The sequence below is a fragment of the Streptomyces sp. CNH287 genome (assembly GCF_000424825.1).
Map to the genome: position 1 here is coordinate 140162 of NZ_AUKQ01000012.1, position 26933 is coordinate 167094.

Annotated in this window: 27 protein-coding genes; 14 read left to right on the plus strand and 13 right to left on the minus strand. The window is 73.2% G+C overall.

The features are described from left to right. Positions 1-16: 16 nt before the first annotated feature. The 7 genes from H299_RS0113475 to H299_RS0113505 all read left to right on the plus strand — a co-directional run bounded on the left by H299_RS0113475 (position 17) and on the right by H299_RS0113505 (position 8379). Positions 17-1261, plus strand: coding sequence for an FAD-dependent oxidoreductase (locus H299_RS0113475; RefSeq protein WP_051262435.1), 1245 nt, complete (start codon positions 17-19; stop codon positions 1259-1261). Further along, entirely contained in the window at positions 1258-1515 is a 258-nt protein-coding gene (locus tag H299_RS0113480) for a (2Fe-2S)-binding protein (RefSeq protein WP_027748835.1), read from the plus strand. Before H299_RS0113475 ends, H299_RS0113480 begins: the two co-directional genes overlap by 4 nt. After that, positions 1512-3053, plus strand: coding sequence for an FAD-dependent oxidoreductase (locus tag H299_RS34000; RefSeq protein WP_078512707.1), 1542 nt, complete (start codon positions 1512-1514; stop codon positions 3051-3053). The genes H299_RS0113480 and H299_RS34000 overlap by 4 nt, the downstream gene beginning before the upstream one ends. Next, on the plus strand, positions 3050-3973 hold the full coding sequence (locus tag H299_RS0113490) for a dihydrodipicolinate synthase family protein (RefSeq protein ID WP_027748836.1): 924 nt from the start codon (positions 3050-3052) through the stop codon (positions 3971-3973). The genes H299_RS34000 and H299_RS0113490 overlap by 4 nt, the downstream gene beginning before the upstream one ends. Position 3974: 1 nt before the next feature. Then, positions 3975-5009, plus strand: a complete 1035-nt coding sequence (locus tag H299_RS0113495) for a proline racemase family protein (RefSeq protein ID WP_027748837.1) — start codon at positions 3975-3977, stop codon at positions 5007-5009. A gap of 291 nt (positions 5010-5300) precedes the next feature. Further along, on the plus strand, positions 5301-6752 hold the full coding sequence (locus H299_RS0113500; protein WP_027748838.1) for an alanine/glycine:cation symporter family protein: 1452 nt from the start codon (positions 5301-5303) through the stop codon (positions 6750-6752). A 112-nt stretch (positions 6753-6864) separates the two neighbouring features. After that, complete coding sequence (locus H299_RS0113505; RefSeq protein ID WP_078512708.1) at positions 6865-8379, plus strand: aldehyde dehydrogenase (NADP(+)); 1515 nt, start codon at positions 6865-6867, stop codon at positions 8377-8379. 68 nt (positions 8380-8447) lie between these two features. On the opposite strand, the gene H299_RS0113510 is transcribed toward H299_RS0113505, so the two are convergent. Next, positions 8448-9716, minus strand: coding sequence for a cytochrome P450 (locus H299_RS0113510; RefSeq protein WP_051262436.1), 1269 nt, complete (start codon positions 9714-9716; stop codon positions 8448-8450). Positions 9717-9986: 270 nt separating this feature from the next. Between H299_RS0113510 and H299_RS0113515 the strand changes: the two genes are divergently transcribed. Continuing rightward, the gene (locus tag H299_RS0113515) at positions 9987-10988 is read left to right on the plus strand and encodes a Scr1 family TA system antitoxin-like transcriptional regulator (RefSeq protein ID WP_078512709.1); all 1002 of its coding nucleotides are present in this window, start codon (positions 9987-9989) and stop codon (positions 10986-10988) included. Positions 10989-11037: 49 nt separating this feature from the next. Here H299_RS0113515 and H299_RS0113520 read toward each other — a convergent pair whose 3' ends face one another. Together H299_RS0113520 and H299_RS0113525 are read right to left on the minus strand one after the other, a co-directional pair. Then, positions 11038-12060, minus strand: a complete 1023-nt coding sequence (locus tag H299_RS0113520) for a hemolysin family protein (protein WP_027748842.1) — start codon at positions 12058-12060, stop codon at positions 11038-11040. Next, complete coding sequence (locus H299_RS0113525) at positions 12057-13445, minus strand: hemolysin family protein (protein ID WP_027748843.1); 1389 nt, start codon at positions 13443-13445, stop codon at positions 12057-12059. Before H299_RS0113525 ends, H299_RS0113520 begins: the two co-directional genes overlap by 4 nt. A gap of 410 nt (positions 13446-13855) precedes the next feature. Between H299_RS0113525 and H299_RS0113530 the strand changes: the two genes are divergently transcribed. After that, positions 13856-14311, plus strand: a complete 456-nt coding sequence (locus H299_RS0113530; RefSeq protein WP_027748844.1) for a tellurite resistance TerB family protein — start codon at positions 13856-13858, stop codon at positions 14309-14311. Positions 14312-14601: 290 nt separating this feature from the next. On the opposite strand, the gene H299_RS0113535 is transcribed toward H299_RS0113530, so the two are convergent. Continuing rightward, positions 14602-15603 (minus strand): M56 family metallopeptidase, encoded by a 1002-nt coding sequence (locus H299_RS0113535; RefSeq protein ID WP_027748845.1) that lies wholly within the window; start codon positions 15601-15603, stop codon positions 14602-14604. A 4-nt stretch (positions 15604-15607) separates the two neighbouring features. Continuing rightward, positions 15608-16063, minus strand: coding sequence for a BlaI/MecI/CopY family transcriptional regulator (locus H299_RS0113540; RefSeq protein ID WP_078512732.1), 456 nt, complete (start codon positions 16061-16063; stop codon positions 15608-15610). 79 nt (positions 16064-16142) lie between these two features. Between H299_RS0113540 and H299_RS34005 the strand changes: the two genes are divergently transcribed. After that, complete coding sequence (locus tag H299_RS34005; protein WP_037758906.1) at positions 16143-16448, plus strand: DUF2087 domain-containing protein; 306 nt, start codon at positions 16143-16145, stop codon at positions 16446-16448. A 150-nt stretch (positions 16449-16598) separates the two neighbouring features. Continuing rightward, entirely contained in the window at positions 16599-17045 is a 447-nt protein-coding gene (locus H299_RS0113550) for a nitroreductase family deazaflavin-dependent oxidoreductase (protein ID WP_027748847.1), read from the plus strand. A 24-nt stretch (positions 17046-17069) separates the two neighbouring features. On the opposite strand, the gene H299_RS39600 is transcribed toward H299_RS0113550, so the two are convergent. From H299_RS39600 to H299_RS34010, 3 genes are read right to left on the minus strand one after another with little or no spacing between them, the layout of a single operon-like run. Next, positions 17070-17414: a CU044_2847 family protein gene (locus H299_RS39600; protein ID WP_027748848.1), complete on the minus strand. Its 345-nt coding sequence runs from the start codon at positions 17412-17414 to the stop codon at positions 17070-17072. 51 nt (positions 17415-17465) lie between these two features. Beyond that, positions 17466-17915 (minus strand): hypothetical protein, encoded by a 450-nt coding sequence (locus H299_RS0113560; RefSeq protein ID WP_027748849.1) that lies wholly within the window; start codon positions 17913-17915, stop codon positions 17466-17468. Positions 17916-17936: 21 nt separating this feature from the next. Continuing rightward, the gene (locus H299_RS34010; RefSeq protein WP_037758907.1) at positions 17937-18875 is read right to left on the minus strand and encodes a trypsin-like peptidase domain-containing protein; all 939 of its coding nucleotides are present in this window, start codon (positions 18873-18875) and stop codon (positions 17937-17939) included. A 268-nt stretch (positions 18876-19143) separates the two neighbouring features. Here H299_RS34010 and H299_RS0113570 point away from each other — a divergent pair, with 268 nt between their 5' ends. Continuing rightward, the gene (locus tag H299_RS0113570) at positions 19144-19563 is read left to right on the plus strand and encodes a PPOX class F420-dependent oxidoreductase (protein WP_027748850.1); all 420 of its coding nucleotides are present in this window, start codon (positions 19144-19146) and stop codon (positions 19561-19563) included. Between the two features lie 9 nt (positions 19564-19572). On the opposite strand, the gene H299_RS0113575 is transcribed toward H299_RS0113570, so the two are convergent. The 3 genes from H299_RS0113575 to H299_RS0113585 form a co-directional block, all read right to left on the minus strand. After that, positions 19573-19761 (minus strand): hypothetical protein, encoded by a 189-nt coding sequence (locus tag H299_RS0113575; protein ID WP_027748851.1) that lies wholly within the window; start codon positions 19759-19761, stop codon positions 19573-19575. Positions 19762-20082: 321 nt separating this feature from the next. After that, positions 20083-20760, minus strand: coding sequence for a hypothetical protein (locus tag H299_RS0113580; RefSeq protein ID WP_027748852.1), 678 nt, complete (start codon positions 20758-20760; stop codon positions 20083-20085). Positions 20761-20964: 204 nt separating this feature from the next. Beyond that, the gene (locus tag H299_RS0113585; protein ID WP_027748853.1) at positions 20965-21888 is read right to left on the minus strand and encodes an NAD-dependent epimerase/dehydratase family protein; all 924 of its coding nucleotides are present in this window, start codon (positions 21886-21888) and stop codon (positions 20965-20967) included. A 173-nt stretch (positions 21889-22061) separates the two neighbouring features. Between H299_RS0113585 and H299_RS0113590 the strand changes: the two genes are divergently transcribed. Then, positions 22062-22829, plus strand: coding sequence for an IS5/IS1182 family transposase (locus H299_RS0113590; RefSeq protein ID WP_027748854.1), 768 nt, complete (start codon positions 22062-22064; stop codon positions 22827-22829). Between the two features lie 229 nt (positions 22830-23058). Here the strand turns inward: H299_RS0113590 and H299_RS0113595 are convergent, their stop codons facing one another. Beyond that, positions 23059-23277 carry a hypothetical protein gene (locus H299_RS0113595; protein WP_027748855.1) on the minus strand — a complete coding sequence of 73 codons (219 nt, stop codon included), beginning with the start codon at positions 23275-23277 and terminating at the stop codon, positions 23059-23061. Between the two features lie 245 nt (positions 23278-23522). On the opposite strand from H299_RS0113595, the gene H299_RS37570 reads away from it, so the two are divergent. Then, positions 23523-25985, plus strand: coding sequence for a coiled-coil domain-containing protein (locus tag H299_RS37570; RefSeq protein WP_158692324.1), 2463 nt, complete (start codon positions 23523-23525; stop codon positions 25983-25985). 325 nt (positions 25986-26310) lie between these two features. Here H299_RS37570 and H299_RS0113610 read toward each other — a convergent pair whose 3' ends face one another. Beyond that, complete coding sequence (locus H299_RS0113610) at positions 26311-26910, minus strand: CatB-related O-acetyltransferase (RefSeq protein WP_486587265.1); 600 nt, start codon at positions 26908-26910, stop codon at positions 26311-26313. Between the last annotated feature and the right edge of the window lie 23 nt (positions 26911-26933).

Genomic DNA, 26933 nt, shown 5'->3' on the forward strand with positions numbered 1-26933 from the left:
AACGGAGGTGAGATCAATGGTGACTCCAGCTTCTGCCGCACGCGGTGCCGTACGCGGTGCCGCACGCCCCGCCCCGGCCCCCGACGCCGTGGTGGTCGGCGCGGGCGTCATCGGCGCGGCCTGTGCCGAGGCGCTCAGCGCGTCCGGCCTGCGGGTGTGCGTGCTGGACCGCGGCGCGCCCGCCGCCGGCACCACGGCGGCCGGCGAGGGGAACGTCCTGGTCTCCGACAAGGGGCCGGGCCCCGAACTGGAGCTGGCCCAGGTCTCCCGGCGCCGCTGGCCCGAACTGCTGGCCGCACTGCGCGAGGAGCTGGGCCCCGGCCTCGCCGAGGCGGAGTGGGACGCCAAGGGCGGGCTCGTGGTGGCCACCACCGAGGAGGCCGTGGCGCCGCTGCGGGCCTTCGCCGACGCGCAGCGCGGAGCCGGTGTCCGGGCCGAGGAGATCGGCGCCGAGCAGGCCGCCGCCCTGGAACCGCAGCTCACCCGGCAGCTCACCACCGCCCTCCACTACCCCGAGGACGCCCAGCTCCAGCCGGTCCTGGCGGCGACGACGCTGCTGGCCGCCGTCCGCGCCCGGGGCGGCGAGGTCCGCTCCGGGGTGCGTGCCCTGGGTGTGGCCACCGGGGCGTCGGGCGCCGTCAGCGGTGTCCGTACCGACGGCGGGGTGATCCCCTGCGGCGCGGTGGTGAACGCCTGCGGCCCCTGGGCCGGGCACTTCGCGGCGGCGGCGGGCGCGCCCGTGGCCGTACTGCCCCGGCGCGGCATGGTGCTGGTCACCGGCCCGCTGCCGGAGGGCACCGTGCGGCACAAGGTGTACGACGCCGACTACGTCGGCGCGGTCGCCAGTGGCGACGCCGACCTCCAGACCTCCACCGTCGTCGAGTCGACGCGGGCGGGCACGGTGCTGATCGGCTCCAGCCGCGAGCGCGCCGGCTTCGACGAGTCGGTGCGCGTCGAGGTACTGCGGGAGCTGGCCCGCAAGGCGCTCGGGCTGTTCCCGGTGCTGGACCGGGTGCCGGTGATGCGCGCGTACGGCGGGTTCCGCCCGTACGCGCCCGACCATCTGCCGGTCATCGGCGAGGACCCGCGGCTGCCCGGGCTGTGGCACGCGACGGGGCACGAAGGCGCGGGCATCGGCCTGGCGGCGGCCACCGGGCAGCTGCTGGCCCAACTGTGGACCGGCGCGCGGCCGGTGGTGGACCCGGCCCCCTTCCGGGTGGGCCGCCCCGCGGTGATCGAGGAAGGCAGGGCAGCGGCATGAGGGTGCGGGTGGACGGGGACGAGGTCGCGGCGGTGCCGGGCCAGACGGTGGCCGGACTGCTGCTGGAGCAGGGCCGCGCCTCCTGGCGCACGACCCGCGGCGAGGGCAGGCCGCGCGGCATCTTCTGCGGGATCGGCGTCTGCTACGACTGCCTGGTCGTGGTCAACGGCGTGCCCGACGTACGCGCGTGCCAGCGGCTGCTGGCCGAGGGCGACGACGTGCGGGTGCAGCACGGCGCGGAGCTGCCCTCATGAGCGGCGCGCGGGGCGGCCCGCCCGGCACCGCGCCGGAGCGGGTGCCCGTCGTGGTGGTCGGCGGCGGGCCCGCCGGGATGGCCGCCGCGCGGGCGGCGGCCGGGGCGGGCGCCGCGGTGCTGCTCGTCGACTCCGGCGCCGCGCTCGGCGGCCAGTACCACCGGCAGAACGGCCTCGGACAGAACGGTCCCGTACAGAGCGGTCTCGAACAGGACGTGGCCCGGCCCCCGCAGGAACGGTTCGCCCTGCCGGCCGGGGTGGAGCACCTGCCGGACTCCGTGGTCTGGGCCCTGGAGGCCGCCCCCGGCGGGCACCGCGTGCACCTGCGCACCGGCCCCGCCGACGGCCCCGGACGGCGCGGACGCACCGTGGACACCCCCGCCCTCGTCCTCGCCACCGGCGCCTACGACCGCGCCCTGCCCTTCCCCGGCTGGGAGCTGCCCGGGGTGTGCACGGCGGGCGCGGCCCAGGCGATGGCCAAGGGGCAGGGCGTACGCGTCGGCGAGCGGGTGCTGCTGGCCGGCACCGGCCCCTTCCTGCTGCCGGTCGCCCGTTCGCTGACCGCCGTCGGCTCCCGGGTGCTGGGCATCCTGGAGGCCAACGACCCGGCCGCGGGCTGGCTGACCGAGCCCGCCGGCCTGCTCGCCGGGCGCGGCAAGACCGGCGAACTCGCCGGGTACGCGGCGCACCTGGCCCGCCACCGCATCCCGTACCACCGCCGCAGCACCGTCGTCGAGGCGCACGGCACCGACCGGGTCGAAGCGGTCACGTGGGCGCGGCTGGACCGGGACTGGAACCGCGTGCCGGGCAGCGAGCGGCGGATCGAGGCGGACGCCGTGTGCGTCGGCTTCGGCTTCACCCCGCAGCTCGAACTCGCCGTCTCCGCCCGCTGCGAGATCCGGGACGGCTTCGTCGCGGTGGACACCGCACAGGCCACTTCGGTGCCCGGGGTGTTCGCGGCAGGCGAGCTGACCGGGATCGGCGGCGCGGTGCTGTCCGCCGACGAGGGCACCGTCGCCGGTACGGCCGCCGCCCGCGTGGCGGGGGCTCGCGTGGCGGGCGCCCGGCCGGGCCCGCCCGCGCGGGCGCTGCGCCGGGTCCGCTCCGGGCGGCGGTTCGCCGCCGCGCTGGGGCGCGCGTACCCGGTGCGGCCCGGCTGGCAGGGGTGGCTGCGCGAGGACACCCTCGTATGCCGCTGCGAAGAGGTCGGCCACGGCGAGCTGTGCCGGGCCGTCGAGGAGCGGGACGCGCTGGGCGTCCGCTCGGTGAAGCTGGTCAGCCGGGCGGGGCTCGGCCCCTGCCAGGGACGGATCTGCGGACGCAACGTCGCGGAGCTGACCGGACTGCCGGACCCCGGCGCGGCGTTCGCCCGGCGTCCGCTGGCCGCGCCTCTGCGGCTGGGCGAACTCGCCGAACCCGCCGAACCACCACCGGAACGACCGGAATCACCGGTACCACCCGCACACCCGGTACCACCCGCACACCCGGAACCACCCGTACCACCCGTACCACCCGCACAACATGAGGAGCAGGAATGACGCAGGAGAAGCTCGACGGAGTCATCGTGGCCACCGCGCTGCCCTACGCCGAGGACCCGAGCGCGCCCGCCGGGCTGCGCGTCGACCTCGACCGCTACGCCGAGCACTGCCGCTGGCTCGTGGACAACGGCTGCCGCGGCGTCGGCCCGAACGGCTCCCTCGGCGAGTACTCCTCGCTCACCGACGAGGAGCGCCGCGCGGTCGCCCGTACGGCGATAGAGGCGGTCGGTGACGACGGCATCGTGGTCGTCGGCGTGCACGGCGTCGGCGCCCACCAGGCCCGCGAGTGGGCCGAGCGGGCCGCCGAGGACGGCGCGGACGGCGTGCTGTGCCTGCCGCCCACCGTCTACCGCGCCAACACCGCCGAGGTGCTGCACCACTTCGAGCAGGTCGCCAGCGTCGGCCTGCCGGTGATGGCGTACAACAACCCGATCGACACCAAGGTCGACATGACGCCGGAGATGGTCGCGGAGATCGCCAAGCTGGACAACGTGGTCGCCGTCAAGGAGTTCTCCGGCGACGTGCGCCGCGTCCTCGAACTCCGCGAGCTGGCCCCCGACCTGACCGTGGTCGCCGGTGCGGACGATGTGGCACTGGAGGCGCTGCTGATGGGCGCCACCGGCTGGTTCGCGGGCTTCCCGAACGTCTTCCCCGCCGAGTCCGCGCACCTCTTCGAGCTGGCGCGGCAGGGCAGGCTCGCGGAGGCCCGCGCGCTGTACGAGCCGCTGGTGGCTGCCTTCCGCTGGGACTCGCGCACCGAGTTCGTGCAGGCGATCAAGCACGGCATGGAGATCGTCGGCCGGTTCGGCGGCCCCTGCCGCCCGCCGCGCGGCCCGATCCCCGCCGACCAACTGGCCCTGCTGGACGCCGACATGCGCCGCGCCGTGGACTACCTCAACGCGCACCCGGTGGGCAGCTGACATGCGGGCGGGCAGGTACTTCGCCGCGGTCGACTCGCACACCGAGGGCATGCCGACCCGGGTCATCACCGGCGGCGTCGGGGTGATCCCGGGCGAGACCATGGCCGCCCGGCGCGAGTACTTCATGGCCAACCTCGACCACATCCGCGAGCTGCTGGTCAACGAGCCGCGCGGGCACGCCGCGATGAGCGGCGCGATCCTCCAGCCGCCGACCCGCCCGGACGCCGACTGGGGAGTCCTCTACATCGAGGTCTCCGGCTGCCTGCCGATGTGCGGGCACGGCACGATCGGGGTGGCGACCGTACTGGTGGAGACCGGCATGGTCGAGGTGATCGAGCCGGTGACGCGGGTGCGGCTGGACACCCCGGCCGGGCTGGTGGTCGCCGAGGTGGCGGTCCAGGACGGGCGGGCCCGGTCCGTCACGATCCAGAACGTGCCCTCGTTCGCGCTGGAGCCGGACGCCTCGGTCGAGGTCCCCGGTCTCGGCCGGGTGCGCTACGACATGGCGTACGGCGGGAACTTCTACGCCATCCTGCCGCTCGCGGACCTGGGCATCCCCTTCGACAAGGGGGAGAAGGACCGCATCCTGGGCGCCGGTCTGGCGATCATGGACGCGATCAACGCGCAGAACCGGCCGGTGCATCCGGCGGCCGAGGGGATCGGCGGCTGCAAGCACGTGCAGTTCGTCGCGCCGGGCACGCCGGGTACGCCGGACGGGTCCGGTACGCCGGGCTCCGGCAGCGACGCGCGGAACGCGATGGCCATCCACCCGGGCTGGTTCGACCGCTCACCCTGCGGCACCGGCACCTCCGCGCGGATGGCGCAGCTGCACGCGCGCGGCGAACTGCGGCTGGGCGAGGACTTCGTCAACGAGTCGCTGCTGGGCACCCGCTTCATCGGCCGCCTCGTGGAGGAGACGACCGTCGGCGGACTGCCCGCCGTGGTCCCCACGGTGACCGGGAGCGCGTGGATCACCGGCATGGGGCAGTACCTGCTCGACCCCACCGACCCCTTCCCCCGCGGGTTCACGCTCTGAACGACCGCCTGACCCGCCTGACCTGCTCGACCCGCCTGACCTGTCGCACCCGATCCCGCGCCGTGTGACGCAGGCCGCTGACCGCCCGGCGCCGTGATCCGGCGCCGCGCCCCGCACGTACGCACGTACGCACGTACGCACGTACGCCCGCACCCGCGCGGCGCCGGACGCCGTCCCCGGCCCGCCGACCGCCCCCGGCGTGCGGCCCACCCTCCGCCGTGCGTGTCAGCGGCCTGCCCGAAATCAGCCTGAAGCCCACGACCGTCCGAGCACTCTCCCCTTGGGGTGAACATGGATTTCCTCGTCTCTCTCAACGACTGGCTGTGGGACCCGCTGGTCTGGTTCGCACTGGGCTTCGGCCTCGTGCTCACCGTGCTCACCCGTGCCGTCCAGGTGCGCCGCCTCCCCGACATGCTCCGGCAGGTCGTCAGCAAGGAGCGCTCGGAGGCGGGCGTCTCCTCGTTCCAGGCGCTGATGCTCACGCTCTCCAGCCGCATCGGCGTGGGCAACATCGCCGGTGTCGCCACCGCGATAGCCGCGGGCGGGCCCGGTGCGCTCTTCTGGATGGCGGTGATGGCCTTCCTCGGCGGCGCCACCGCCTTCGTCGAGTCGACGCTCGCGCAGATCTACAAGAGCAAGGCCGACGGCACCTTCCGGGGCGGCATCCCCTACTACATCGAGAAGGGGCTGCGGCAGAAGTGGCTGGCCGTGGTCGCCGCCGTCACGGCGCTGAGCCTGTACGCCTTCCTGGCCCCCGGCGTCCAGTCCAACGCCATCTCGGCCAGCTTCGACAGCGCGATGGGCATCAGCCCGTGGATCACCGGCACGGTCGTCGTCGCGGTGCTCGGCTACATCATCTTCGGCCAGCGCAAGCGCATCATCGCCGTAGCCGACACGCTGGTGCCGGTCATGGCCGTCGGCTACATCCTGGCCGCCCTGCTCGTGCTGGTCGTCAACATCACCGAGGTGCCCGCGGTCTTCTCGCTGGTCATGGGCAGCGCTTTCGGCGCGGACTCGGTCTTCGGCGGCATCGTCGGCGCGGCCATCGCCTGGGGCGTGCGCCGGGCGCTCTTCTCCAACGTCGCCGGTGTCGGCGAGGGCACCTACGGTTCGGCGGCGGCCGAGGTCTCGCACCCGGCCAAGCAGGGACTGGTGCAGGCGTTCTCGATCTACATCGACACCCTCTTCGTCTGCATGGCCACCGGCTTCATGATCCTGGTGACCGGCAACTACAACGTCACCACCGAGGCCGGCGAGAAGATCGTCACGCACGTGCCCGGGGTGGAGGCGGGCCCCGCCTACACGCAGGCGGCGTTCGACTCGGTCTTCTCGGGCGCCGGACCGTACTTCGTGGCGATCGCGCTCGCGCTCTTCGCCTTCACCACGCTGGTCGCCTTCTTCTTCATCGCCGACACCAGCCTGACGTACCTCACCCGGGGCAGCCGCAACGCCGCGCTCACGCACCTCCTGCGGGTGGCCATGCTCGGTATGGTCTTCTACGGGGCGGTCGAGTCCGCGGACATGATGTGGGCCATCGGCGACGTGGGGTACGCCTCGCTGGCCTGGGTCAACATGCTGTGCCTGATCTTCCTGGCGAAGCCCGCGCTGATCGCCCTGCGGGACTACGAGGCGCAGCTGCGGCTCGGCGTCGACCCGGTGTTCGACCCGGTCAAGCTGGGTATCCGGAACGCCGACTACTGGGCGGAGCGCGCCACTTCGGAGAGTGACGGCGCGAAGAGGTGACCGGTGCCGCGGAGCCCGCACGCGGCACACCCAGGACCCGCGGCACCAGCAGGACCCGTACGACCCGCAGGACCGAGCACGACACCGCGCCCCCCGGCGCAGGAAAGGCAGGATGACCGTGACCGCTGAGGCCAGCGTCGACCCCCGTACCGCCGAGCCGTTCGGCGGGCCGTTCGCCCCGACCACCCCCGCCGAGGTGGCCCGCGCCACCGCGGAGGCAGCGGCGGCGGCGCCCGTGCTGGAGGCGCGCGGACGCGCCTTCCGGGCCGGGATGCTGCGCGCCATGGGCGCTGCGCTGGAGGCCCGGCGAGCCGACATCGTGGCGCTCGCCGACCGCGAGACCGCGATCGGCGCCACCCGGCTCAACGGCGAACTCACCCGCACCGTCTACCAGTTCGACCTCTTTGCCGGTGTCCTGGAGGAGGGCTCCTACCTGGAGGCCACCGTCGACCACGCCGGTGACACCCCCATGGGGCCCGGTCCCGACCTGCGGCGCATGCTCGTGCCGATCGGCCCGGTCGCGGTCTTCGGCGCGGGCAACTTCCCGCTGGCCTTCTCGGTGCCCGGCGGCGACACCGTCTCCGCGCTCGCCGCCGGATCGCCGGTGGTCGTCAAGGCGCACGGCGCGCACCCGGCGACCTCCCGGCTGACCTGGGAGATCCTCCAGGACGCGGCCCGCGCGGCCGGTGCGCCCGAGGGCACCGTCGGCATCGTGTACGGCAAGGAGGCCGGCGCCGCGCTGGTCGCCGACCCGAGGGTGAAGGCCGTCGCGTTCACCGGTTCGCCGCAGGGCGGCCGGGCGCTGATGGACATCATCGGCGGCCGCCCCGAGCCGATCCCGTTCTACGGCGAGCTGTCCGGGCTCAACCCGATGGTCGTCACCGAGGCGGCGGCCCGGCAGCGCGGCGCGGAGATCGCCGAGGGCCTGGTGGGCTCCTTCACGGTGGCCGCCGGGCAGTTGTGCACCAAGCCGGGACTGGTCTTCGTCCCCGAGGGCGAGGACGGCGACGCGCTGGTCGCGGCGGCCCGCACGCTGGTGGCGGGCAGTGCGCCGGGCGTGGCCCTGAACGCCGGCATCCACGCCTCCTACCAGGGCATCTCGGCCGGGCTCGCCGCGCTGCCCGCCGTCACCGAGGAGGCCGCGGGCGGCCCCCTGCCGGAGACCGGGTACGCGGTGGCGCCCCGGTTGCTGTCGGTGCGCGCCTCGGAGATCACCCCGGAGGTGACCGAGGAGTGCTTCGGGCCGCTGACCGTCCTGGCCCGCTACGGCGGCGCCGCCGAACTGCGGGAGGCGCTGGCCGCGCTGCCCGCCTCGCTCACCGGCACCGTCCACTCGGAGGCGGACGAGGAGGAGACCACCCGCGAACTGTTCGAGACGCTGCGCGCCAAGGCGGGCCGGGTACTGCACAACGGCTACCCCACCGGCGTGCTGGTGTCCTGGGCGCAGACGCACGGCGGCCCGTGGCCGTCCACCAACAGCCTGCACACCTCGGTCGGTGCGACCGCGCTGCGCCGCTTCCTGCGCCCGGTGGCCTGGCAGAACGCCCCGCAGTCGGTGCTTCCGGAGGAACTGCGGGACGGTGCCGCGGGGCTGCCCCGCCGGATCGACGGCCGCCTGGTGCTGTAGCCCGGCGGAGCGTCAGCCGGGCAGTGCGGTAGCCGGGCGGTGCCGGGCGCCCGGGGCAGCTGCGGCGGTCAACTCCTGGGCGGCACCGGCGAGAAGCGCACCGGCAGTACGGTCACCCCGCGCGGCAACGCGGCGGCCCGCCGGTTCAACGCCTCGGCAGGCACCGTGAGTTCGAGATCGGGCAGCCGGTCGAGGAGCACCTCGAGTCCGTGGCGCGTGATCACCTCGGCCACCTCGCGCGCGGGCACCGGGCACCGGAACTCCCCGTGCCCGAAGGCGAAGTGCGCGCTGTTGCCCGCCCGGCCCCCCGCCGCCCAGCCCCCCGCCGTCCGGCCGCCCGCCGTCCGGCCGCCCGCACCACCGGGCGCGGCGGCCCGTACGTCCGGGTCGGTGTTGGCCCCGGCCAGGCCGAGCAGCAGCAGGTCGCCGGCGCGTACGGAGCGTCCGCCGAGCCGGGTGTCGCGGGCGGCCCAGCGCCCGGCCGGGATGGGGACCGGGGTGTCCTCCCACAGCACCTCGTTCATCGCCTCGGGGACGCTGTGGGTGCCGCCGGTGAGCAGCAGCCGCACGGTGTTGCCGATCCAGTCGGTGGTGGGCACCTGTCCGGCGGCGAGCAGGGCGAGCAGGTCGAGGGCGTACTCCTCGTCGGTGAAGGGCTCCGGGTGCGCCAGCATCCGGGAGGGCAGGTCGGCTCCCGGGCGGGCGCGCTTCTCCGCGACGAGCAGGCGCATGCGCGCGGCGAGGGTGCCGTGCGCCTCGGGCGCCCGGAGGCCGCCGTCCGCCAGGTCGAGCAGCGCGTCCCCGAGCGGCGGCGCCTCGGTTTCGGGGAGTCCGAAGAGGCGGGCCAGCACGAGCAGCGGCAGCGCCCTGGCGTACTCGGCGATCAGGTCGGCGTCGCCGCGGGTGCCGAAGCCGTCGATCAGCTGGTCGGCCGACTCCTGTGTCCACCGGGCGAGTTCGAGCGGACTGACCGCCGCCAGCGCGCGCTGGACGAGCGCCAGATGCCGGTGGTGCGCGGCCCCCGTGGTGTGCTGGACGGCGGGTGCCTGGCAGCTGAGCACCGGCCGCAGCGGCCAGTCGGCGGGCAGTCCGTCCCGCCGGCTCCACCGCGCCGGGTCGCGCGGGAAGAGCACCGGATCGGCGGTGACCTGGTACAGCTCGCGATAGCCGATGACCAGCCAGGCGGGCACCTCGGCGGGCAGCAGCACGGGCACCAGCGGGCCGTGCTCGCGGCGCAACTCCTGGTAGAGCGGCCCGGGTTCGCTGCGGAACCGGGGGCTCGCGAGCGGCACGGCGGCCGTGTTCGCGGTGCGGTCGCGGTCGGGCTGGGTGGTCACGGGGTGCGACGATACTCCCCGCCGTACGCGCCGCCCGTGGATCGGTGGCGGTGTGGTGCAAACCAAGTACCTTACCGGTCGGGGGAGTTGCCCTCGGGCGGTGCTGCCCGGGGAAAGCGTGGAAACAGCACGGATCAGTGCCGGAACGGTGTGCGGCGCCGCCCAGCGGGGATTCTGAATCCGAAGGTGCCAGAAGTACGGCCTGCTGTGCTGCGAACTCCCGCGCGCAGGCCGTACCGTGGAGCGGCCCGCCCAGACGGAGAACGGATCATGCGGATAACCAGGCTCACCGAGGACTCACCCGTCAGTGCTGTACTGGGCCCGGGTCGGAGTCCCGATGCCTGGCTGGAGCCGGAGTTCGGCCGGGAGCCCGACCCCGGGAGGGAACCCGTGCCCGGCCCGGGGCCGGGCACCGCGCACGCCGGGCACACGGTGCCCCGGCTGCTGCTGGGGGAGTGGCTGCGCCGCCTGCGCGAGGCGCAGTACCTCAGCCGCGAGGAGGCCGCCGACACCATCCGGCTCGCCCCCGACAGACTGGCCCTGATGGAACTGGGGCGCACCAGCTTCCGCGCCCGCGACGTCCTCGACCTCTTCACCGCGTACGACGTCCACGAGGACGCCGACCACGCCACCGCGCTCTCCCTGGCCGAGCAGGCCAACATCCCCGGCTGGTGGTACCCGTACCGGGACGTCATGCCCGGCTGGCTGCACAGCTACCTGGGCCTGGAGCAGGCGGCCGGGCTCATCCGGAGCTACGAGGTGCAGTTCGTCCCCGGCCTCCTCCAGACCTGGGGCTACGCCTCCGCCGTGATCGCGCTGGGCCACCCGGCCGCATCGGCCACGCAGCTGCGCCGCCGCACGGAGCTGCGTACCCAAAGACAGCGGATACTGGACCGCACGCGCCCCCCGCACCTGTGGGCGGTGATCGACGAGGCGGCGCTGCGCCGCCCGGTCGGCGGCGCCAAGGTGATGCGGGAGCAGCTGGAGCACCTGATCACCGCCTGCGAGCTGCCGCACATCACGCTCCAGGTGCTGCCCTTCGGGGCCGGCGGCCACTCGGCGGCGGGCGGCCCGGTGGCGCTGCTGCGGCTGCCGCAGCAGGAGCTGCCCGACCGGGTGTACCTGGAGCAGCTGATCAGCGCCCACTACCCGGAGGACCCCGAGGACATCAACTACTACCGCCAGGTCATCGACCGGCTTGTCACCACGGCCGAGCCCCCGTCCCGTACGAGGGACCTGCTGTGCGAGATCCGGGACGAGGGCTGGGGCTGAGGGCCGGGGGTGAGAGCCGGGGTGGGACTGTGCGGCAGCCCCGTACGGCTCAGGTGGCCGCCGGGGCGGGACCGACCAGCTCCTCCAGCACGTCCTCCATGGTGACGAAGCCGAGCACCCTGCCGCCGTCCCCGGTCACCGCCGCCAGGTGCGTGTCCGTGGCCCGCATCGCGGTGAGCGCGTCGTCGAGCGGGGTGCGCTCCGGCACCTCGGTGACCGGGTGCAGCGCCTCGCGCGGGAAGGGCTGGTCGCGCGCGGCGACGCCGAGGCTGTCCTTGATGTGCAGATAGCCCAGCACCGTGCCGTCGGAACTGAGGACCGGGAGGCGGGAGTAGCCCGACTCGGCCGAGGCGCGCTCCAGCCGCCTCGGGGTGATCTGCTCGTCGACGGTCACCATCCGCGCCATCGGCGCCAGGATGCTGCCGACCGGCCGGGTGCCCAGCTCCAGCGCGTCCCGCAGCCGGGCGCCCTTCTCCGGCTCCAGGAGTCCGGCCGCGCGTGAGTCCTCGACCATGCGGGCCAGTTCGTCGTCGGTGAAGACGGCCGCGACCTCGTCCTTCGGTTCGACGCGCAGCAGCCGCAGCAGCGTGTTGGCGAAGGCGTTGATGCCGAAGATCACCGGCCGCAGGGCGTGCGTGAGCGCCACCAGGGGCGGGCCCAGCAGCAGCGCGGTGCGCTCGGGCGCCGCCAGGGCGATGTTCTTGGGCACCATCTCGCCGATGAGCATGTGCAGGTAGGTGGCCGCCGCGAGGGCGATGACGAAGGCGATGGGGTGCACCATCGCGTGCGGCACGTTCGCGGCCTCGAAGGCGGGCTCCAGCAGGTGCGCGATGGCCGGTTCGGCCACGGCGCCCAGCACCAGGGAGGAGACGGTGATGCCCAGCTGGGCGGTGGCCATCATGGCCGACACGTGCTCGATGCCCCACAGAGTGGTGCGCGCCCGCTTGTCGCCGCTGCGCGCGCGGGGCTCGATCTGACTGCGGCGCACCGAGATCAGGGCGAACTCGGCGCCGACGAAGAAGGCGTTGGTGAGCAGGGTCAGCGCACCGATGGCGAGTTGCAGGGCGGTCATCGCGCTTCCTCGGCGGGTGAGTGGGAGGCGGTGGCGGGGGCGGCCGGGGCGGTGATCCGTACCCGGTCGGCGCGGTGGTGGTCGACCTGGAGGACGTGCAGCCGCCAGCCGTCCAGCTCCACGGTGTCGCCGACGACGGGGATGCGCTCCAGCTGGTTCGCGATCAGCCCGGCGACGGTCTCGTACGGGCCGTCGGGGGAGCGCAGCCCGGTGGCGGCGAGCCGGTCCAGGCGTACGCTGCCGTCCGCGTCCCAGACGGGCGTGTCCGGGGTGTGCGGCCCGTCCGTCGCGTCCGGGCCGTCCGGGGTCCTCTCCGGGGCGGCGACGCGTTGCAGGTCGGGGCGCTCCTCGGGGTCGTGCTCGTCGCGGACCTCGCCCACGACCTCCTCGACGATGTCCTCCGCGGTGGCCACGCCCGCCGTGCCGCCGTACTCGTCGACGACGACCGCCATGGTGCGGCTGCGGCGCAGCCGGTCCAGCAGGCGGTCGACGGGGAGGGTGTCCGGCACGAGCAGCGGCTCGGTCATCAGGGCGGTGACGGGGGTGCCCGCGCGCGCGTCCTCCTCCAGCGCGAGGACGTCGCGGATGTGCACGGTGCCGATCACCTCGTCCAGCGTGTCGCGGTAGACCGGGTAGCGGGAGAGGCCGGTGGCCAGCGTGAGGTTCGCGGCGTCGGCGGCGCTGGCGTGCGCGTCCAGCGCCTTGACGTCCACCCGCGGTGTCATCACGTTCTCCGCGCTCAGCTCGCCGAGGTGCAGCGTGCGGACGAACAGCTCGGCCGAGTCCGCCTCGATGGCGCCCTGCGCGGCGGAGTGCTGGGCGAGGGCGACGAGTTCGGCGGGGGTGCGGGCGGAGGCCAGCTCCTCGGTGGGCTCCAGGCCGAAGCGGTGCAGCAGCCGGTTGGCGGTGTTGTTGAGGTGGCGGATCAGCGGCCCGAAGGCGGCGGTGAAGCCGCGCTGCGGACCGGCCACCACCCGGGCCACGGCCAGCGGGCGGGAGATGGCCCAGTTCTTGGGGACCAGCTCGCCGATGACCATCAGCATGATGGTCGAGAGGGTCACGCCCAGCAGCACGGCGACGGTGGACGTGGCGCCGTCCGGCAGGCCGGTCGCCTCCAGCGGGCCGTTGAGCATGACGGCGATCGAGGGCTCGGCCAGCATGCCGATGATCAGTGAGGTGACCGTGATGCCCAGCTGCGCGCCGGAGAGTTGGAAGGTCAGCTCGCGCGCCGCCTTGAGGGCGCTGGCGGCGCCGCGTTCACCGGCTTCGGCCGAGCGCTCCAGTTCACCGCGCTCGATGGTCGTCAGGGAGAACTCGGCGGCGACGAAGACCGCGCAGGCGAGGGTGAGGCCGAGGGCCAGCAGGAGGAGAAGAACCTGGGTCACTGTGCCACCTCCGCTCGCGGATGCGTTCTCAGCGGGCGGGACGTGGCACAGCACGTACTCGGAGGGCCGTCCATCGCGGTACCGCGACTCCTTCGGGCAGATCGGTCGGGGCCGTGTCCGGCGAATCCCGCCCCCCGCCCCGCGGGCGGACGGCGCTGTTCGTCAGGCACGGCCCAGGACGGCCGGCTGCCGTCGCTCTCCATGCTAGCGGTCCCTCTACAGGGATGTAGAGGGGCGCCGTCCGGCGGCGGCGCTGCGTAGCCGGACGGGTGCGGGGGGGGTGCGGCGGGCGGTGCCCCGGGCGGTGCGCGGCGGCGGCGTCGGGGAGCGTCGAGTGCGGGCTGTACACTCCTCGTCACCGTCAATTTCTACATGCGTGTAGATTTCACCCCGCCGCTCGGAGGACGCACATGGCACTGTGGGACCGGATCAAGGATTCCGCCGCGACGATGCAGACCCAGCTCAACACGAAGAAGAACGACCTCAAGAGCGGCGGATTCCGCGATGCCAGCATGGCGATGTGCGCGCTGGTGGCCGCCGCCGACGGGCACATCGACCCGGCCGAGCGGCAGCGCGTCTCCTCCCTGATCGCCTCCAACGAGGTGCTCCAGAACTTCCCCGCCCACGAACTCCAGCAGCGCTTCGAGGGCTACTGCCAGCAGTTGTCCGCGGACTTCGAGGTCGGCAAGGTCAGCGTCCTCCAGACGATCGGCAAGGTCGCCAAGAAGCCGAACGAGGCGCGCGCCGTGATCCAGATCGGCATCGTCATCGGCGGCGCGGACGGCGACTTCGACCGGGCGGAGCGGGGCGTCGTACGGGAGGCGTGCTTCGCGCTGAGCATCCCGCCGCAGGAGTTCGACGTCTGAGACGCCCCCGCGGACCCTCGCCGCGCGCGCCTCGCGCCGCGTCGGGGCGTTCACGGTGCGGGCCGGGGCGGCACGCTCCCCTTGGGCCCTGACGGCCCCGGCTCGCTGCGTTGCCCGGAAGTCCGGGCAGCCCGCTGCAAGCGGCTTCCAGCAGCTTTGCGGGAGCGTCCGACTTCCGGGGACCCGGGGAAGGGGCCGAGACGGAGCGAGCGCGGCGCACGCAGTGGCCCTGCGCCCCACGGCCCCGCCTCCGGCCGCACGCCGACACGTCGGCACGTCGACGACAGGACCTAGAAGGGCGTCGCGGCGTAGAGGATCAGGGTGAGCGCGACCGCCGCCGTCAGCGCGCACAGCGCAGACGCGGCCGTCCCCGCGGCGGCCACCCAGGCCGCCAGCCCCGCCGCCGTACCCGAGGGCGGCCAGCTTCGGCCCGGCGGCTCCGGCGCCAGCAGCGCGGCGACCCGGCGCGGCACCGGGCCGGGCACCGCGCCCGGCCCGCGCCCGGCGCCCGCTCCCGCTCCCGGGAGGGGCTGGGCGAAGCCCACCAGGCCCGGCGCGGGCGCGTGCCGGGTGACCAGCGCGGCGCGGGCGACCGCACGGGCCACCGCCCGGCGGCTGCCCACCACCCGGGCCGCCTCCTCGTCCGCCCAGCGCTCCGCGCTGTAGGCGACGGCCTCCCGCAGCGGCGCCAGCAGCGGATTGGCGCGCGCCGCCAGCTGGGCGAGGAGCAGGTAGCGGTGGTGCCGGGCGGTCAGATGCGCCTGCTCGTGGGCCTCCAGGACCCGGCGCTCCCCGTCGTCCAGCCGCGCCAGCATCGCCGTGGAGATCACGACCCGGGCCCGCCTGCCGGGGAGTCCGGGCAGCGCGTACGCGTACGGCTCGGCGTCCGGCAGCACCGCCGGCCCGGCCGGGTCAGCCGGGTCGGCGGGGAGCCCGTCCAGCGAGCGGTGCGCCCGCCAGCGGACGCGGAAGTGCCGGGTGACGGTGGCCACAGCGGCGACCAGCACGGCGCAGAGCGCGCCGATGGACACCTCGCCGACGTACTCCTCGTGCGGCACGGCGTCCCGCACCTCCGGGTCCGACCAGCCGTCCGGCAGCGGATTCCCCGGCAGCTGCGCGGTGCCCACGACCATCAGCAGGACCAGGCACAGCGTGCTGCACAGCGCCAGCATGCCGCCCACCAGCGTCAGCAGCCGGATCACGCCGCGCGGGTGGAGGTGCTGTTCGGCGAGCCGGGCGATCGGCAGCGCGGTGAGCGGCAGCACCAGGGGGAGGAAGACGAAGATGCCCATCCGGCTATTCCTCCGGCCCCTCGGCCGCCGCCCGGAGCAGGTCCCGCAGCAGCACCTCGTCATCCGAGGACAGGCTCGTCACGAAGCGCGCGAGCACCGCGCCCCGGTCCGACTCGCTGTCCAGCACCCGCCGCATCCGCAGCGCGGCCAGCCCGGCCTCGTCGGACGTCGCCCGCCATACGAAGGCCCGGCCCGTACGCTCCCGGGAGACCACGCCCTTGGTGTGCAGGCGGGTCAGGATCGTCATCACGGTCGTGTACGCCAGCTCCATCCCGAGCCGCTCCTGGAGCCGCCCCGCCGTCACCGGCCCGGCCTCCTGCTGCAACGCCGACAGCACGAGCGCCTCCAGTTCCCCCTGCGCCCGCCGCCGACCCTGGCCGTGCCCCTGGCCTGGTCCCGGTCCCGAGGCGCCACCACCTCCTGGCTGCTCCACACCCACACCCTCCGCCTCGTCCCGCATCCGCCCCATGGTAATGACGGGCCGCCCGCCGGAGGGAAAACGCGTTGCCGCACCCGGCGGGCTCTGCGAGCCTGCCGGGATGCCCGAGAAGACCTCCCGCAGTACGCCCCCGGTGGCCGCGCTGTTCTCCCACGGGCGGCTGACGGCCATCCCCCGCAGGACCGCGCGCCGTGAGCAGCTGCTCCGGCATCTCGCCGAGACCCTGTTCGAGCCCGGCCGCAGCTACCGCGAGCCCGAGGTCAACGAAGCGCTGCGCACGGTCCACGAGGACTGCGCGGCCCTGCGGCGCTACCTGGTGGTGGCCGGGCTGCTCGTCCGTTCCCGGGACGGCGGCAGCTACCGGCGCGGGCCGCTGCCGCCCCCGGCGCCCGCGCCCGCCGGGTGAGCCGCGCCCCCGCCCGCCGCGTCGTACATTCGAGCGCCCTTCGCGGCGCGGGGGGCGTGGATGATTGCGCCCCCGTGCGGTGTTGGACGAGTGTCACCACGCGACGGGCCCCGAAGCTCGGTGCCCGCAGGGGAAGAGGGGAAGTGCGCCGTGCCTCTTGAGGGCGAGTACGAGCCGAGTCCGACGAAGTGGGTCCGCGACCAGGTCGAGCTGTACGAAGGCTCGGGTGGCACCAAGGGCACGACGATGCGGGGCATGCCCGTGATCGTCCTCACCACCCGGGGAGCCCGCAGCGGCAAGATCCGCAAGTCCCCGCTGATGCGGGTGGAGCACGACGGTGCGTACGCGGCGGTCGCCTCGCTGGGCGGCGCGCCGAAGCACCCGGTCTGGTACCACAACGTGCGCGCCGACCCCCGGGTGGAACTGCGGGACGGCACCGTGCGGCAGGACATGGTCGCCCGCGAGGTCACCGGGGACGAGAAGGCGGTGTGGTGGGAGCGCGCCGTCGCGGCGTACCCGGACTACGCCGACTACCAGGAGAAGACGGACCGCGAGATCCCCGTCTTCGTCCTGGAGAAGGCGGCCACCGAACACTGACGGGGTGAGGGACGGGGGAGGCGGTCACGCCTGCGGGGGGACCGGATAGGTGAGGGTGACCGCGATGGACGCCTGGGCCGATCCGCTGAAGAGCACGATGTTCCCCTCGCTGGCGATCGTGACACCGAACGCGACGGTGACCGACTCGGGCGGCCCGGCCTGTGCGGTCAGTTCGGCGGCGGTGCGGCTGAACCGCTCGGCGACGGCGTGGATCGTGTCCTGGACGTGGTCGAGCGCCTCGGTCGCTTTCCGCCCCGCGAGGTCGCGCAGGCGCGAGGAGGTGGGCTCGGACCCGGGCAGCCGCTGAACGGCGATGTAGACGTCCTGGCCGCCGATGACGGTGGGCACCACGTCCTGCTGCGAATTCACGAGTGGGTTCTCCCCCGGTGCGTGTCGGATGGGACGGGCGGGCCGGACGGTTCAGCCGGTGGTCAGCTGATAGACCCCGGCGAAGATGAGGCTGCCGCCGGGGTACTGGTAGTAGCCGGTCTTGGCCGGCTCCTTGTCCCACTTCAGGAAATGCCGCAGCAGGAAGCCGCCGGTGCGGATCGCCCGGCCGACGGGGGTCGCCTGCATCAGGCCCTTGAAGAACCACGAGTCGCGGAGGACGTGGTACAGCTCCTGGAGTGGCTCGAGTTCCGTGTCGGCGTGGTCCAGCGCGAACAGGTAGCGCACGCCCTGGTCGTCGGTGAGGCGGAACGCCAGGATCACCCCCGTCCCGCGGTGTATGTAGGCGTCGCCGGTCCCGATCGTGATGGGCTCCTTGGTGCCGCTCGGGGCTTCGGCTGAGAAGCTCAAGGGAGCGGGGTTGACTCGCGAGACGTTCATCAGCCAGCTTCCGTAGTCGCTGTCGTTCGGACTCTTTTCCATGCGATCGGCCTTTCGCTCGCTCTACAGGTTGTCGGAGATCCAGCGGGCGACGCGTTTCAGCGTCCTGTGGGCCACCTCTTCGCCGATCGCGTCCGACGCGCCCGTGGCGCCGCCCGATCCGGCGGGCAGGGGCACGTCCGCGCTCCCGCCGGTGCCCGTTGTGCCGGTGCCGGGCGGGGCCTCCGGTGTGCCCGGCTCGCCGGGGCCGGGCCGCTGGTCCGGCGCGGCCACGCCGCCGGCGTCGGCCCCGGTGCCCGGCCGGTCGCCGGGCTTCCGCACCAGGTTCTCGGCCACCGCTGTGCCGGCTCCGGCCGCGGCGAGGCCGATCCAGCGGTTCTCGGCGAGGTCGACGCGGCCCTCGCACAGTTCGCGCAGGTCGTCGACGCGCGCCGCCCACACGCTGTGGGCGAGCCAGCCGTCGGAGGTGTTGTAGCGCGCGGAGACGACGCCGACCACACTGTCGTCGCTCCGCTGCCGCACCGGTGCGCCGCTCATGCCGGGCAGCACGTCCCGGCAATGGAAGCGCCCCAGGGTGACCTCGTCGGCGCGGCGCATCTCGCCCTGCCATTCGCCGAGCGCCTCCACCCAGACCACCGGCGGCTTGTCCACCGCCTCCTGGATCAGCGCGTGGCCCACGACCGTCACCGGTTCGGCGTGCGCGACCGCCCGCGAGCCGCGCAGCAGCCGCGCGCTGCGGGGGAACGCGGCGTCCGCCTCGAGCAGAGCGAGGTCTGCCTTACGGTTCTCGGCCAGGACGCGGGCGGTGATCCGGCCGGTGTGCGGCTCCGCCAACCGGTCGACGGAGAGCACCTCGTCGTCGCCCAGCGCCAGGGTGCTGCGCACGACATGCCAGGCGGTCACCAGGAACCCCGGCGCCAGCTGGAAGCAGGTGCCCTGAGGAGCACCGGACGGAGAGAGAATCCGGCCCACATAGGGCGGCACGGCACCCGACTTCTGCACGCTTACCTCCCCCGTGCGAACGACCGTGGAGCACGGGCTCCAAGGGCGGAAGCCGCGCTCGCGGCCTTCGTCCGAGGGGACGGGGCCAGCGGCGGGGGGGAAGCGAGCGGCTTCTCGCTTCATCGTAGGCACGTACCGGACCGCGAGAGTAGGACTTATCTGCGAGTGAGCGATATTGTGCACTTCTGTCGATTAATGATGCACTGTCGGCTCATTCTGCCGCTTCGGGCTTCGGGATCTCTCACGGGAGGACCGATACTCTCCCGACATGACCGTTGCGATGAACGATGCTGTACGAAATCTCCTCGACCGCCCTCATCCGGCCGTCCTGTCCACACTCAACCCTGACGGCAGCCCGCAGAGTTCGGTCGTCTGGGTGAGCCGCGACGGGGACGAGTTGCTGATCTCGACCGAGCAGGGCCGGCGCAAGGAGCGGAACGTCACCCGCGACCCGCGCGTCAGCCTCACGGTCTTCGACCTGGCGGACCCGCAGATGTACGCCGAGTTCCGGGGCGAGGCCACGGTCACCGAGGACGCCGGCCGCGCGGTGGCCGTACGGATCGCCGAGGAGTACGGGGGCCCGGGCGCCGGCCAGGTGTACGTGGAGTTGCCGCCGGAGCGGGTGCGCGTGGTCATCCGCGTCGTGCCGGCCAAGATCCTCGGGAACGCCACCCGCCTCAGCGGCTGAGCCACAGCGTCAGCGGCTGAGCCACAGCGTCAGCACCAGGGTGACGGCGGCCGAGCCCGCCGCCCCCGCCGCCCCGTACGCCGCCTGGCGCAGTGTGCCGCGCAGCAGTGCGGCCAGCCGGGTGCGCCGCGCGGGGGCGGCAGGGGTGTGGGCGGGCGTGTTTCGCCCGCACTCGCAGTGGGTGTGCCCGTCGTTCATCGCGTGGCGCTCCTCGGTGCCGGGGACCGTCCCCGGCTTCGCCCTCACATTCGGCGGCGGCCGGGGCGTTGCGTAAGTACGGCACGGGGTGCGGCCCGGATCGGCAGCGTTGCGCCGGTGCGGGTTGGCAGGCCGGCCGGCCTCCGCCGGACACGGCCTCAGCGCCGTGCCGGACCCAGCCGGTGCTGCCGGTCGCCTTCGCGGCGAGCGAGAAGCGCACCGCCGCGCTGGTGCCGAGTCCGGCACGGCACCGGCGAGGTGCTCGGCGGGTGCGCGCCGGCCACTCGCCCAGCCGTATGGCTTGCGGACAGCCGCTCCATGCTATTCGGCAAGCCCTGCCCGGCGAAGGCCCTGGAGAACTTCCAGCAGACTCTGGAATTGGCGGGACCGTTTGGGGGCCACGGCGACGATTGAGTCGAACGGAGTCCCTTCGAACCGGTTGAGGAAGAATCCTGATCCCGCCGGCAGGCTCTGACGGTCCAGCCCTGCCAGACGTTCGCGGCGCAGGAGGAACTGGGTTTCTGGGTCGCGCCTTACGAGGTCTCCCGGGACGTAGTAGAAACCCGCATCGGTGAACTCGGCCTCGGAGATGTCAAGTGCCCAGTCAATTGCCTTGTATGCGTCGATGAAAGCCTGATCGGCAGCAGGTCCCAGTTCCTCACCCAGTCTGGCCTGTGGGGGAACTGCCATGAGAGGACCGATCCTTCCGCGCAACGTGACCCGGGAGAATACGCACCCAGTCAGATAGAGCATCCCTCCCTTGACTGTCAGGTGGTCAACGGTGATGTCTTCGAAGCGGGTCCCGATTGCAGCAGCGTTGTCCAGAGTGCACCTGCTTGCATAGATGTGACGAAGTATCAGGCTCGGGCTCGCGTCGTCCTGCTGTACCGATGCGGAGCCGACGAGCGTGCACCGATCGAGTTCGATGTCCGCTACGATCTTTCCCGAGCCGATGGCGCGGACATCCTCGAACCTTTGCTGCGAGAAACGGATTGTCATGCTGGGTGCTCCTGCTGGGACTCGTGAAAATTCCTTCGAGGGCACGGCCCTGTGCCCGCCAACTCCCGCAACACGGTGGCCTGTTGGACGGAGAATCCTCACACTAAGGGTTGTCCCGCAAAGATCCGGATGCGGCGAGGCGGTTGGTGGAGTGGGGTGTTCCTCGGCTGCTCTGTAACCGCGGGGGGCACGCGTGGGTCGGACTCACCCGGGTTCGGGCGCCGTCAGGTGGTGGCGGACCCAGTCGGTGACGGAATTGCGGGCGGGCTTCCACCCCAACTGGTCTCGGGCTCGGGTGCCGCGCACCCGGCTGTTAGAGCCGAGGGCATACAGCGCCGGTTCGTATCCCCACTCCTGGATCGCCGAGTCGACGTCCCAGGGCTGGGCGGTGCCGAGCCCGAGGGTGTCGGCGATGGCTTGGGCCATCGCGGCGAATGATGCCTCGCCGTTCTCCGCGAAGTAGAACGACCCGGGCGGTGCCGAGTCGAGCGTCAGGACGAACAGGTCGACGACGTCATCGATATGGACCGTCGACCAGATGTTGTTGCCTGTGCCGATGTAGCGGACGACACCGCTCTTGCGGGCCTGACTGACCAAGCGAGGCAACTGCACACTGTCGCGTGCGATCCCGTACCCATGCCCGTAGATCAGGCTGCTGCACAGCACGGTCGAGCGGATATCGCGTTCCGCCGCGGCCAGGACGAGCCGGTCGATGGCCACCCGGGGGGCCTTGTCCGGCTCTGGCTGCCACGAGCCGGTGGGGGAAACTGTGGTCTCGGTGAAGGTCCGTTCCGCCGCCTGGCCACGGGCGTCGTCTCCCACGATGCTGGAGCCGCTGGCATGCAGGAGGGTCTTCCCGGTGCCGGCGAGTGCGTCGATCAGGGCTTCGACCGCGCCGCGGTGGTCGCTGTCGGCGGCATTGATCACCGCGTCGGCCTCGTGTGCGGCACGGGCCAGAACCTCGTGGTCATCGAGGCTGCCGCGTGCAGGGGTGATCCCGCGTGCTCGGAGCATCTCTGCGCGCGACTCGGTCCGTGCCAGGCCGATCACCTCGTGCCCTGCCTTGACCAGGCGGGTGGAGACGGAGCCGCCGATGTATCCGCTCGCGCCAGTGACAAATATGCGCATGACCAGTCCTCCGATTGCTAGCGTGCGCTTGATATAGTCGCAAGCAATAGTCAGCGTACGCAAGTACTCGCGTGGGCCCGAGGCCGACCTCCGAGCCGCTGGGCCGCGCGGTGAGCCAGCCATGAGTCCACTCTGGAGCTCGACGAGCAACCGAGAGTGAGACGATCTTGGTCATGTCTGGTGTGATCACAGCGTCGGAACCGTCCTGGATAGCCCCGTTCACCGGGTTGAGCCCCTGGGCCTTCGGCACGCTGGTGACGCAGCTGCGCAGTGAGGGCGCCGACGCGCCAGGCCGAGGCCGGCCATGGAAGCTACCTCTGGCGGATCGGGTACTACTGGTGGCCGCGTACTGGCGGACGAACCTGACGCTGCGCCAACTCGCCCCGTTGTTCGGGGTGTCGAAATCCACGGCCGACCGCGTCATCTACGACCTCGGCCCGAAGCTCGCCCTCCGGCCACGTGAGCGGTTCGCGAAGGACGCGGTGCTGATCGTGGACGGAACCCTGGTGCCCACCCGCGACCACAACGTGGCCGAGCAGTCCAAGAATTACCGGTACTCCACCAACCATCAGGTGGTCATCGACGCCGACACCCGCCTGGTCGTCGTGGTGGGCCGGCCGCTGCCGGGCAACCGTAACGACTGCCGGGCCTGGAGCGAATCCGGCGCCAAGGCCGCGGTCGGCAAGACCACGACGATCGCCGACGGCGGCTATCCGGGCACCGGGCTGGTGATGCCGCATCGCCGACGCGCCGGCGAAGAGCTCGCCGACTGGCAGCTCGCCCACAACAAGTCCCACAAGCAGGTCCGCGCCCGCGTCGAGCACGCCTTCGCCCGCATGAAGACCTACAAGATCCTGCGCGACTGCAGGCTTCGCGGCGAGGGCGTACATCACGCCATGCGCGGCATCGCCCGCCTGCACAACCTCAACCTCGCCGGATAGGCGAGCCAGCCCGCCCTGGATCCAACATGTCCCGACCAGCCGGAGGATCATTTACGGGACAGCCCTTAGGCCACCTGCCGCACGGGACATCAAGGAGCATTCTCGGCCTGACCACGGATCGGGTGACGGTGGCAGGGAGTGAGGGCGGCCAGGGCCCCGTCCCCACTCTGGAGCGGTAACGCTGAAGACGCTCAAGGGTTGCCCCGAAAACCCTGGCGAGCGCGCGGCGTCAGCGGCTCAGCCACACCGTCAGCAGCAGCGTGACGGCGGCCGAGCCGACGGTCCCCGCCGCTCCGTACGCCGCCTGCCGGAGCGTGCCGCGCGCCAGCCGGGCCAGCCGGTCCCGGACGCACCGCCCGGCGGGGGCCCCGGGTGCGGCCGGGGCTGGGGCCCGGGTGTCGGTGGGGGTCCTTCGTACGCACTCGCAGTGGGTGTGCCCGTCGTTCATCGTGAACCGCTCCTCGGGTCGCTGGGGTCTGTCTGCCGGCTGCAACAACCCTCGGAAACAGCAGGGGTGTTGCGTAAGTACGGCACGGACTGCGGCTGCGATCGGCAGCGTTGCGCCGGTGCGGCAGCGGCACGTTGCGCCGGTGCCGGTGTCGCCGTTTGTCCTGGCAACACCGGTTCGGCCCCGACAGCCCCTCTCCGGAGGGATGATGAGCAGCCATCGGCGGCGCGGCGTACGAGGTGAACGTGGCAAGCGACGGCAACAGCGGCAGCAGGGGCGGCAGGGGAGGCAGCGGACCCGACGGCATCCGCGGACCGGACGACATCTGCGGACCCGCACACACCAGCCCACCCGGCGGCACCGGCGGCGGGCACCCCGGCGGCGGTGCCGCCCTGGCCCCGCTCCGGGACGATCTCGACGCGGACAAGCGGAAGCTCGCCGAGCTGCTCCGCCCGCTCTTCGGCAGGCTCGACGTCAGCCTGCGCCGCTACGCCCTGCGGCACCACATCGACGCGGGCGCCGTCTCCCGCTACCTCAACGGCACCCGCACCCCGCCCTGGTCCTTCGTCACCGACCTGCTCGCCGACCTGCGTGAACAGGGCCGCCCCGTCACCGACGAGGTGGTGGAGACCCTGCGCGACCTGCACCGGCGTGCCCGCCGCAGCCACTCGCGTGCGGGCGAGGTGGAACGGTTACGCGCCCAGCTGGTGGAGGCGGACGAGGCCGCCCGCAGCGCGGAGCTGAACCGGGCCATGCTCGCGGACGCGCTGCGCGACGGCCAGCGCCACCTGGACTCCCTCCAGCGCCGCCTGCGCGGGCTGGACCGCGAACGCGAGGCGGCCGTACGCGCGCACGACGAGGCGCTCGTGCTGTGGACGGACGCCTACGAGCAGCTCCGCGAGGAACGCGACCAGCTGCGCGAACGCGTCGGCCGCCTCCAGGACGCGCTGCGCGGCGCGCGGACCGAGGTCCGGGAGGCCGAACAGCGGTGCACCGGGCTGGAGTCGGAGCTGGAGGATGCCGAATCGCGGCTCGCGGGCGAGGGCGCGGCCGAGCAGTCGCTGCTGGAGCTGCTGGAGAGCACGGACCGTACGGCCTCGGTGCCCGAACTGGTGGCGCTGGTCGGCCGGCTGAACACCCCGGCCCGTACGGTGATGGCGGCGGAGGTCGTCAAGTCGGCCGCCTGTACGCGCCCGGTGCGCGAGGGCGCCGCGCTCATCGAGGCGCTGTATGCGGCAGGCCAGCGACGGTACGCCGAGGCGGCACTGCCCGCCATGGTCGCGGCGCGGCCCGCGCTGGAGTCGGCGGAACTGGTCGCGGCGTTCGCCGAGTCCGGTCTCGACGAACCGGCCGCGGTCGTGCTCACCCGGGCCGTCCATCTGCACCCGCCCGAGGCGCTCGGGGCGATCGCCTCGCTCCTGCACCACCTCGGCCACCACGAGCACGCGCGGGTCGCGCTCGGCTCGGCGGCGACCATCTGGGACCCGCCGGACGTACTGAAGCTGTGCGAGAGCTTCCCCGAAGCGGAACAGCCCTTGCTGATCGAGGCGTTGGAGGTCTGCGGCCGTTCCCGCTACGCGGGCGACGTCGCCGAACTGATCGCCGTCTGCCGCCGGCGCGCGCTGCCCGCGCCCGCCGAGGCCCTGGTGGCCGCGGCGGCGGAGCGGCCCGCGCGGGAGGTGGTCGACGTGATGGTCGAGCTGCTCAGCCGGGCCGACCGCGCGCAGGCCGCCAGGCTGCTGCTGCTCAGCACCCGTACGCAGGACACCTCGGGACGGGTGGCGGCTCTCATCCTCGCGCTGAACAGCGCCAACCTGACTGATTTCGCCGGGCAGTTGATCGAGCGGACCACCCGCGACCGGGACCCCGTCGGCATCGGGGAGCTGGTCGCGGACCTGCACGGCGGGGGCGGCGGCCAGCACGCGGTGATCGCGCTGACCGAGTGTGTGCGCAAGCGCTCCGTCGCGGACTTCCACACCGTGGTGCGGACGCTGCACGACCGGACGACCGGGGGCGTACTGGTCGTGCTCCGCAGCAGCTCGGGGGTGGTCCCGGTGGGCGATCTGGCCATCGTCGTGGACCAGTTGGAGATGGCGGGATTCCCCGAAATCGCCTCCGAACTTCTGTGGAGGATCGTCAGCGGGTACCCCTACGGGCAGGTGCTGCTCCTGCTGGCCGCGCTGGACCGGAGCGGCTCGCAGGTCACCTCGCCTGCGGGCCTGCGCCGGCACGCGTCCCGGCCGCCGTGGGAGATCGCGCTGCTGGTCCGCGTGCTGGAGGAGGCGGAGTTGCACCAGGGCGCACGCGGCCTGCTCGCGGCGGCGCGTACGGGCGCCGGGCCCGCCGAACTGGTGGCGCTGCTGGTCGAGTTGCGTCGCCTGCTGGGCGAGCCCTCGGCCGACCGGTGGGCGCACACGCTGCTGACCTGGGTCGCCGCCGAGGCCGACGGGGCCACCACCGTCGAACTCTTCTTCGCGCTCGAGGGCGTGCCGCTGCGCGGGTCCGGCTACGCGCAGTACTTCGACCTCGCCGTCAGGCAGCGCGGGTCGGCCGAACGCCGGGCCTTCCGGTCGACGGTGCAGGCCACCCGGAAGTACCGGCGCCGGGAGCACGACCGGATCGCCGCCGACAGCCTGCGGACCGAACGCAGGGACCGCTGGCAGGCGCGGCGCGAGGGAATGCTGGCGCGCCTGACGGGGCGTGACTGAGATGCCGGGCAGGCCCCCCGCGGGGCGAACACCTGCTCCACGCCTCACCCGTTCCGACGGTCTGTCGCGTCAGGGCACGTAGAACCACCGCGCCGGGGCATACACAGCCAGTCACGACAGAAACAACTCTGGAGACTGCACCATGCGCCTTCGCCGAATCCTCACCCTGGTGGCCGCCACGGGCACGATGCTGGCCGCCCAATCCCTCCACACGGCGTCCGCAATCGGCATCGACCTGGGCGGCGGCCTCGCCTTCTGACCCCGGAGCCTTCGAGGACCCGGCCCGCCACCCGGCGGCCGGGTCCTCCGCTGTCCGGCCACGGCTTCAGGGGGCGACGGCCGCCAGATCGTCGGCGCTGCCGGAGCTGATGGTGCGCAGGTGCTCGGTGATGTGCTCCAACGGCCAGTCCCACCAGGCGAGTTCCAGCAGGCGGGCAATGTCCTCGGCGGCGAAGCGGCACCGCAGGAGTGTGGCCGGGTTGCCGCCGACGATGCCGTAGTCGGGGACGTCGTCGACGACGACGGCGCCCGAGGCGACGATCGCGCCGTGCCCGATCCGGACGCCGGGCATCACCATGGCCCGGTAGCCGAGCCACACGTCGTTGCCGACCACGGTGTCGCCGCGCCCGGGGAGGCCGGTGATCAGGTCGAAGTGCTCGGCCCACGCGCCGCCCATGATGGGGAACGGGAACGTGGAGGGGCCGTCCATACGGTGGTTGGCGCCGCCCATGAGGAACCGCACGCCCGTGCCGAACGCGCAGAACTTCCCGATGACCAGCTTCTCGGGCCCGTAGTGGTACAGCACGTTGCGGGTCTCGAAGGCGGTCGGGTCGTCCGGGTCGTCGTAGTAGGTGAACTCGCCGACCTCGATGAGGGGCGAGGTGACCAGCGGCTTGAGCAGCACGACGCGGGGCTGTCCGGGCATCGGATGCACGACGTCCGGGTCGG